Origin of the sequence: Micromonospora sp. NPDC049257 (assembly GCF_040678915.1) — a bacterium.
Lineage (GTDB): Bacteria > Actinomycetota > Actinomycetes > Mycobacteriales > Micromonosporaceae > Micromonospora > Micromonospora antibiotica.
In genome coordinates this window covers 1-9,248 of sequence record NZ_JBFAQU010000049.1, presented here as the reverse complement: position 1 = coordinate 9,248, position 9,248 = coordinate 1, and the positions used below count along the sequence as shown (strand labels likewise).

Below are 9,248 nucleotides of genomic sequence, written 5' to 3'. Positions count from 1 at the left end.
CACCCACACCCACACCCGCAACACCCACACCCGAAACCCCACCCACCACCAAACCCACCAACCGCTCCGCCACCAACACCGGAGTCGGAAAGTCGTAGGCGAGCGAGGACGGCAGCGGCAGGGCGGTGTCGGCGACCAGCCGGTCGCGTAGTTCCACGACGGTGAGCGAGGAGAAGCCGAGTTCCTTGAACGTCGTCTCCGGGTCCACGTCGGTGGCGTTCGAATGACCGAGGATGCCGGCGGCCCGCCGCCGGACCAACTCCAGGGCGACGTCGAGGCGCCGCTCCGCCGGCAGCTCCCGCAGGTCAGTCGCCCAGGCCCCGTCGCCGACGGGCTCCTCGGCCACCGGCGCGTCGGCGTCGGGCCGTACGGTCGTCGTGCCCGGGTCCGTTGCGGGCGCGTCGATCCAGAAGGGCCTGCGCTGGAACGCGTAGGTGGGCAGGGAGATCCGCTGTGCGCCCGGGAAGGACGTGGTCCAGTCGACCGGGACACCCACGACGTACGCATGGCCGACGGCCTGCCGGAAGCGGTCGAGGCCGCCCTCGTCGCGCCGCAGGCTGGGCACGACGGACGCCGGCTGCCCGGCTGCGGCGAAGGTCTCCCGCAGGCCGACGGCCAGCACCGGGTGCGGGCTGCACTCGATGAACGTGGTGTACCCGTCGTCGAGCAACGCCGTGGCGGCCGGCTCGAACCGGACGGTCTGCCGTAGGTTGCGGTACCAGTAGGCGGCGTCCAGACCGGCCGTGTCGACGGGCGTTCCGGTCACCGACGAGTAGAAGGTGACCGGGGCACTGGTGGGCGTGATCGGGGTGAGCTGGGCGAGCACCTCGTCGCGGACCGTCTCGACCTGCGGGGAGTGGGAGGCGTAGTCCACCGGGATGGCCCGGCACCGCACCCCCTGCGCGGTCAGCTCGGCGAGCACCTGCGGCAGCACGTCCACCGCTCCGGACAGGACGGTCGAGTCGGGGCCGTTGATCGCCCCGATCGCCACCTGGTCGCTCCACTGCTCCAGCACCGGCAGCAGCCGCTCGGCCGACGCCGCCACAGACGCCATCGCGCCCGTGCCGGCCAGGGCCCGGATCGCCCGACTGCGCAGGGCCACCACCCGGGCCGCGTCCGGCAGGGTCAGCGCGCCGGCCACGCACGCGGCGGCGATCTCACCCTGGGAGTGCCCCACCACCGCGTCGGGTTCCACCCCGTGCGCCCGCCACAGTGCCGCCAACGACACCATCACGGCGAACAGCACCGGCTGGACCACGTCGACCCGCGCCAACTGGTCGGCGTCCCCGCCGAGCAGGACGTCGCGCAGGTCCCAGTCGGTGTACGCGGCCAGCGCGTCGGCACATTCGTCGAGGCGGTCGCGGAACACCGCGGAGTCGGCGTACAGGCCACGGGCCATCGCCTCCCACTGCGAGCCCTGGCCGGGGAAGACGAAGACCACCCGGCCGGGCTGGGCGCGGCCGACGACCAGGTCGGGTCGGTCGTCACCGGCGGCGAGCGCGGCGAGCGCGGCGAGCATGTCGGCGCGGTCACCGGCGCGGATCGCCGCCCGGTGCCGCAGGGCGGCCCGGGTCGTCGCGAGCGAGTAGCCGAGGTCGACGCCCGCGACGTCGCCACCGGTGGTGAGGAACCGGTGCAGCGTGGCCGCCTGGGCGCGCAGTGCGGCGGGGTTCTGAGCGGACACCACCCAGGGGGCGGTGTGCGGGGGCGTCGGCGCGTCGGTCCGGTCGCCGGTGGGCCGGGGCGCCCGCCCGACGACGAGGTGGGCGTTGGTGCCGCCCATTCCGAACGACGAGATGCCGGCCAGGGCGTCGCCGTCACCGGCGGCGTCCGCCGGCCACGGCCCGAGCGCGCACTGCACCTGCAGGTTCAGCGCGGCCAGGTCGATGCGCGGGTTGACGGTGCTGAAGTTCAGACTCGCCGGGATCTGCCCGTGCCGGGCGCTCAACGCGAGCTTGAGCAGACCGACCAGACCGGCGGCCCCTTCGAGGTGCCCGACGTTGGTCTTGGCCGAACCGACGGCCAGCGGAGCGTCCGCCGGCCGGTGCACGCCGATCGTCGCACCCAGCGCGCCTGCCTCGACCGGGTCGCCGACGGGCGTGCCCGTGCCGTGCAGCTCGACGTAGCCGACGTGGGCCGGGTCGGTGCCCGCCTGCCGGTGCGCCCGCCGGATCACGTCGGCCTGCCCGTCGCCGTCCGGGACGGTCAGGCCGGCACCGCCACCGTCGTTGTTGACGGCCCCGCCGAGGATCACGCAGGAGATGTCGTCGCCGTCGGCCACCGCGTCGGCGAGCCGCTTGAGCACGACCAGGCCGCCGCCCTCACCGCGTACGTAGCCGTTGGCGCGCGCGTCGAAGACCCAGGCCGTGCCGTCCGGGGAGAGACCGCCGAACTCGCCGACCCGGGCGGTGCTCCCCGGTTCCAGGATGAGGTTCACGCCGCCGGCCAGGGCCAGCGAGACGGTCCCGGCGCGCAGGCTCTCGCAGGCCTGGTGCACGGCGACCAGCGCCGACGACTGCCCGGAGTCGACGACCACGCTGGGCCCGGTCAGGCCGAGTGTGTAGGAGATCCGGTTGGCCACGACGCTGCGGTGCAGCCCGGTGAGGGTGTGGACGGTGGCGGGCACCCGGCCGGCCAGTTGGGCGTAGTCGTCCTGGATGGCGCCGACGTAGACCGCCGCAGGCCGCCCGGCCAGCTGGTCGGGTGCCAGCCGGGCGTCCTCGAACGCCTCCCACGCCAGCTCCAGCATCAGCCGCTGCTGCGGGTCCATCGCGGTGGCCTCGCGCGGGGAGATGCCGAAGAAGGCGGCGTCGAACCCGGCGACGTCGTCGAGGAAGCCGCCGGGTGGGGCGGTCGGCCCCGACCGGTCGGTGGGTGCCGCGCCGATCGCGTTGCCCCCGCTGGCGAGCAGGGCCCAGAACGCGGCCGGGTTCGCCGCGCCGGGCAGGCGGCAGGACATGCCGACGACAGCGATCGCGTCCTCGGAAAAGTCACGGGTCTGCGGCATGACAACTGACCTCATTCTGCGTCGATCGCGGGCCATCAGGGGGTGGGGCGGAGGGTCTAGACGGTGATCAGGGTGTCGACGTAGTCGACGATCGCCTCGAACGTCGGGTGCTCGTAGACCAGCGCGGCGGGCAGGTCCACTCCGGTGGCGGCGGCGGCCCGGTTGCGCAGGTCGATCGCCATCAGCGAGGTGAACCCGAGTTCGAGCAGGGGGACGTCGGCGGCGACGTCGTCGGCCCGGTCGAGCCGCATCACCTCGGCGGCCAGCCCGCGCAGGGCCATCAGCAGGGTCGCCCGGCGTTCGGCGGCCGGTAGCCGCAGCAGGGTGACGGCCAGCGACGGCTCCGCCTCGTCACTGCCGTCGGTGAGCGAGTCGGGCGGCGTGGGTGCCCGGCGGGTGGCCACCATCGGTGCGACCGCGTCCAGCCAGTAGTGCTTGCGCTGGAACGCGTAGGTGGGCAGGTCGACGGTGGTCGGGGCCAGCCCGTCGGTCAGCGCGTCCCAGTCGACGCCGCCACCCCGGCAGTACCAGTTCGCGACCCCGGTCAGGAACGCCACCGGCTCGTCGACGTCGCGGCGCAGCAGCGGCAGCACCGCACCGGTCGTGCCGGCGACGCCGAGGTTCTCGGTGACCACCGCGCTCAGCACACTGTCCGGGCCGACTTCGAGGTACTCGGTGACCTCGGCGGCGGCCAGCGCCCGGACGGCGTCGGCGAAGCGGACCGGCCGGCGGGCGTGCGCCACCCAGTATTCCGGGTCCTCCAGTTCACCCGGGCCGACCGGTCGACCGGTCACGGTGGACACCAGCTCGACGGTCGGCGGCCGGTAGGTCAGGCCCGCCGCCACCCGCCGGAACTCGTCGAGCATGGGTTCCATCCGGGGGGAGTGGAAGGCGTGGCTGACCCGCAGTCGGCTGGTCCGCCGGCCCTGGGCGGCCCAGGCCGCCTCGATCTCGGCGACCGCCGGCTCGTCACCGGCGACCACGACGGAGGACGGTCCGTTCACGGCGGCGACGGCGACCTCGGCGGCCCGGTCCACCAGCATCGGTGTCACCTCGGCCTCGGTGGCCTGCACCGCCACCATCGCGCCGCCGGCCGGCAGTTCCTGCATGAGTCGTCCGCGTGCGGTGACCAGGGTCGCCGCGTCGGCCAGCGTGAGCACTCCGGCGACGTGGGCGGCGGCGAACTCGCCGACCGAGTGCCCGACGAGCCGTTGGGGCCGGATGCCGAACCGTTCGAGGAGCCGGAACAGCGCCACCTCCACGGCGAAGATGGCAGGTTGGGCGAACCGGGTCTGGTCGAGCAGCGCGGCGAGGGCGGTGCCCGCCGGGGCGAAGAGCACGTCGCGCAGCACCACCGGCAGGTGCGCGTCGAGGGCCGCACACGCCGCGTCGAGGGCCGCGGCGAAGGCCGGGAACGCCGGGTAGAGGTCGCGGCCCATGCCCGCGTGCTGCGAACCCTGACCCGAGAAGATCATGGCGAGGGTACGACCGCCGGGCGGGGCGGGGCGGCCCCGCACCACCTGGGCGGAGCCCGAGCCGCCGGCCAACCGGTCCAGACCGGTGAGCAGCTCGGCCGGGTCGGTGCCGAGCAGAACGGCACGGTGGGCGAACAGCGGACGACGATTCAGGGTGTACGCCACGTCGACCGGCCGCAGCGGTCGACGCCGCAGGTGGGCGGCGAGCCGTCGTGCCTGGTCCCGCAGTGCCTTGGGCGAGTTACCCGACAGTGGCCAGGCGGTCGGGCGGTCGGGTGTCACCACCGGCGCGGACCCGTGTTCCCCGGCGGGCGGGGGTGGCGACTCCTCCAGGATCAGGTGGGCGTTCGTGCCGCTGATTCCGAAGGAGGAGATGCCGACGCGACGTGGCCGATCGGCGACCGGCCAGGCCACGGCCTCACGCAGCAGGCGTACCGCGCCCGACGACCAGTCCACGTGGGGGGTCGGTGGGTCGGCGTGCAGGGACCGGGGCAGCACCTCGTTCCGCATCGCCTGCACCATCTTGATCAGGCCGCCGACTCCGGCCGCGGCCTGGCTGTGCCCGATGTTGGACTTGAGCGAGCCCAGCCAGAGGGGGCGTTGCGCGTCCCGGCCGGCGCCGTACACGGCTTGCAGGGCGCGTACCTCGATCGGGTCGCCGAGGGTGGTGCCGGTGCCGTGCCCCTCCACCGCGTCGAGGTCGGCGGGGGTGAGCCGGGCGTCGGCGAGGGCGTTGAAGATGACACGTTCCTGGGCGGGCCCGCTCGGGGCGGTGAGGCCGTTGCTGGCGCCGTCCTGGTTGACCGCGCTGCCCCGGATCAGACCGAGCACCGGGTGCCCGTTGCGCAGCGCGTCGGAGTACCGCTCCAACATGACCACTCCGACGCCCTCGGCCCAGCCGGCGCCGTCGGCCCCGGCGGAGAAGGACCGGCACCGGCCGCCGGGCGACAGGCCGCGCTGCCGGGAGAACTCGATGAACACCCCCGGTGTCGCCATCACCGTGACGCCTCCGGCCAGGGCCAGGGAGCACTCGCCCCAGCGCAGCGACTGGCAGGCCAGGTGGATCGCCACCAGCGACGACGAGCAGGCGGTGTCGACGGTGATCGCCGGCCCTTCGAAGCCCAACGAGTAGGCGATCCGGCCGGAGGCGATGCTCGCCGCGCTGCCGTTGCCGACGTACCCCTCGAAGCCCTCCGGTGCCGGCATCAGCCGCGACCCGTAGTCGTTGTACATCACCCCGACGAACACGCCGGTGTCGCTGCCGCGCAGCGACCGGGGGTCGACGCCGCCCCGCTCGATCGACTGCCAGGCGTGTTCGAGCAGTAGGCGCTGCTGGGGGTCGATGGACAGCGCCTCGCGGGGGGTGATGGCGAACAGCCCGGCGTCGAACTCGGCCGCGTCGTAGAGGAAACCACCCTCGCGGGCGTAGCTGGTGCCGACGGTGTCCGGGTCCGGGTCGTAGAGCCCGTCGAGGTCCCACCCCCGGTCGGTGGGGAACCCGGCCACGGCGTCGACCTCACCGGCGACCAGGTCCCACAACTCGTCCGGGGTCTGCACCCCGCCGGGGTACTGGCAGCTCATCCCGACGAGCGCGATCGGCTCGTGGCGGCTCTCTTCGAGATCCCGGATGCGTTCCTGGGCGTCGCGCAGCTCAATGGTCATCCGCTTGAGGTAGTTGAGGAGCTTCGCCTCGTCACCTGACATGCGCTGGACACCCGCTCTCGTTGACTCCTGCGGCCGGTGGCCGCTCACTGCGGCACCGTGCCGAACTCCTGGTCGATCAGGTCGAAGATCTCGTCCACGGACGCGGACTCGATGCGCGCGTTGGCTTCCGGGCCGGCCGACCGGTCCGCCGGGGTGGTCTTCCAGTCGGCGAGCATGCTCTCCAGCCGGGCGGCGACCAGCCGGCGCAGCCCCCGGTCGGAGGAGGCCGCCGCCATGGCGGCGGACAGCCGGTCGAGTTCGGCGAGGACCGGGCCCTCGGCGTCGGCCGGCGCGGCGGTCTCCCGGATGAACTCGGCCAGCGAGGTGGGCCGTGGATGGTCGAAGACCATCGTGGCGGGCAGTTGCAGACCGGTGGCGGCGCTGAGCCGGTTGCGCAACTCGACCGCGGACAGCGACTCGAAGCCGAGTTCCTTGAAGGACCGGTCGTCGTCGACGCGCGCCACCCGGTCGCCGCCGAGGACGGCGACGACGTTCCTGCGTACCAGGTCCAGCACGATCTTCTGTTGTTCGCCGACCGGCAGCCCGGCGAGCCGGGTGACCAGCGGTTGGGACGCCTGTTGGCCACCGGCGGGGCGGCGGGCCGTGCGGGTCAGCCCGGACAGCCGGGGTGGCACGTTGTCGGTCTCGGTGCGGGCGCTGAGGCCGGCGATGTCGAAGCGGGCGGTGACCAGCACCGCCGGGCCGGCGGCCAGCGCGTCGTCGAAGAGGGCTAGCCCCTCGTCGAGCGACAGCGGCAGCAGGCCGCCCCGGCTGACCCGGTCCAGCGCCGCCCGGTCGAGTTTCGCCGCCGCGCCGGCCCCGGTGCCGTCGGTCTCGCCCCACAACCCCCAGACCAGGGAGGTGCCGGCCAGGCCGGCGGCCCGGCGGTGTTCGGCGAGCGCGTCGAGGGCGACGTTGGCCGCCGCATAGTTGCCCTGACCGAGGTTGCCGAGTTGACCCGCCACCGAGGAGAACAGCACGAACGCGGCCAGGTCGGCGTCCGCGGTCAGCTCGTGCAGGTGCAGAGCGGCCTGCACCTTCGGCCGCCAGACGACGTCGAGGCGGTGCGGGGTGAGGCTGGGCAGCACCCCGTCGTCGATGACCCCGGCGGCGTGCACGACCGCGGTGAGCGGGTGGTCGGCCGGCACCGTGGCGAGCGCCGCGGCGACGGATTCGCGGTCCCCGACGTCGCAGGCGACCAGCCGGGCCGTCGCCCCCTGCGCGGTGAGGTCGGCGAGCAGGTCACCGGCGCCGGGGGCGTCCGCGCCGCGCCGGCTCAGCAACAGCAGGTGCCGCACGCCGTAGGTCGCCACCAGGTGCCGGGCGACGAGAGCGCCGAGCGCCCCGGTGGCCCCGGTGATCAGGACGGTGCCGTCCGGGTCGAGCCTCGGCGGCGCGGCAGGCTCCGCCGAGCGGCGTACCACCAACCGTGGTACGAGGCCGACGCCGTTTCGCAGCGCGATCTCCGACTCCCCGGTGGCCAACGCGCCGGACAGGGCCGGGCCCGAATCGGCGTCGACGTCGATGTGCACCACCGCGCCGGGGTTCTCCGCCCGCGCGGTACGCAGCAGGCCGGCGACCGGTGCCATGGCCAGGTCGACGTCGGTGTCACCGGGCAGCGGCAACGCGCCGCTGGTCACGACGACCAGCTTCGACTGCGCCAGTTCACCGCAGGCGAGCCAGCCCTGCACCGTGTCGAGCACCTGCCGGGTGGGCAGCCCGGTGGCGGTCGGATCGACCCCGGCACCGGGTGCCGAGCCCACGCAGGAGACCAGCACGGTGGACGGTGCCGGCCGGCCGTCGGCGACCGCCGCCCGCAGCGACTCGACGTCCGGGTAGTCCGCCGGATCGACACCCGGCAGGTCACGCAGGTGGTGGCCGTCCGCACCGACGAGGACATGGTCCTGGGTGGCGTCCGCCCCGGCCGGGGTCTCGACGGGGTTCCAGCGGATCTCGTAGAGCGGCAGCCGGTCGGTACGCAGCGCGGCGAGCCGGGCCGGGTCGATCTCGCGGAGGGTCAGCGCGCGTACCGATCCGACCGGGGTGCCGGTGTCGTCGGCGATGTCCATCCGGACGGTCTCGCCGCCGGAGGCGTCCCACCGCACCCGCAGTCGGGCGGGCGTCACGTCGGCGGCCGTCACCCCCTGCCAGGAGAACGGGATCCGCAGCGGCAGCGGGCCGTCGGTGTCGGCGAGCGCGAGCGCCAGCAGGGGGTGCAGGGCCGCGTCGAGCAGCGCCGGATGCAGCCGGTGGCCGGTGGGGTCGGTCCCCTCCGGCAGGGTGATCTCGGCGTAGCAGTGGTCCGGGTCCCGCCACAGCCCGGTCAGGCCCCGGAAGGCGGTGCCGTAGCCGTAGCCGTGCTCGGCGAGCCGGTCGTACAGGCCGGTGAGGTCGACGGGCACCACGTCGGCGGGCGGCCAACTGGTCAGCGCCGTGCCGGCCGGGTCGGCAACCGGGGTCAGCACCCCGCTGGCGTGCAGGGTCCAGTCCTGACCGGAGTCGGTGTCGGCCGACCGGCCGTGGATCGTCACCCGGCGGCGGCCGGTGTCGTCCGGGGCGGACGCGACGACCTGGAGGTCCACGACGCCGTGCGCGGGCAGTGCGAGCGGCGCGTGCAGGGTCAGGTCGTCGACCATGGCCAGTCCGGCGTACGCGGCGCAGTGCAGGGCCAGGTCGACGAAGGCCGCGCCGGGCAGGAGGACGGTGCCGCCGACCAGGTGGTCGGCGAGCCACGGGTGGGTGGTGAGCGAGACCCGGCCGGTGAAGAGGGTCCCGGCGTCACCGGCGAGCACGACCGCGGCGCCGAGCATCGGGTGGCCGGCCTGGTCCAGACCGGCGGCGCTCAGGTCGCCGGTGTTGCGGGGTGCCTCCAACCAGTACCGCTCCCCCTGGAACGCATACGTCGGCACATCCACCAACCGACCCGCACCCACCACCCGACGCCAATCAACCCCCACCCCCGCAACAAACGCCTCACCCAACGACAACAACACCCGACCCACACCACCCTCACCCCGACGCAACGTCGGCACCACCACACCACCCGAACCCACCACACCCAA

At 74.2% G+C, this 9,248-nt stretch carries 3 protein-coding genes; all 3 read right to left on the bottom strand.

From position 1 onward, the window contains the following. Positions 1-3,007 (bottom strand): type I polyketide synthase (locus tag AB0K25_RS31545; protein ID WP_357538562.1); only part of this gene is annotated, 3,007 nt, incomplete at its 3' end. A gap of 56 nt (positions 3,008-3,063) precedes the next feature. Continuing rightward, entirely contained in the window at positions 3,064-6,186 is a 3,123-nt protein-coding gene (locus tag AB0K25_RS31540) for a type I polyketide synthase (protein WP_363823982.1), read from the bottom strand. Between the two features lie 44 nt (positions 6,187-6,230). Further along, the coding region (locus AB0K25_RS31535; protein ID WP_363823981.1) for a type I polyketide synthase at positions 6,231-9,248 on the bottom strand (3,018 nt) is incomplete at its 5' end.

Coding starts and splice junctions, on each gene's coding strand:
- AB0K25_RS31540 (WP_363823982.1), bottom strand. CDS start 6,186: ATGTCAGGTGACGAGGCGAAGCTCCTCAACTACCTCAAGCGGATGACC.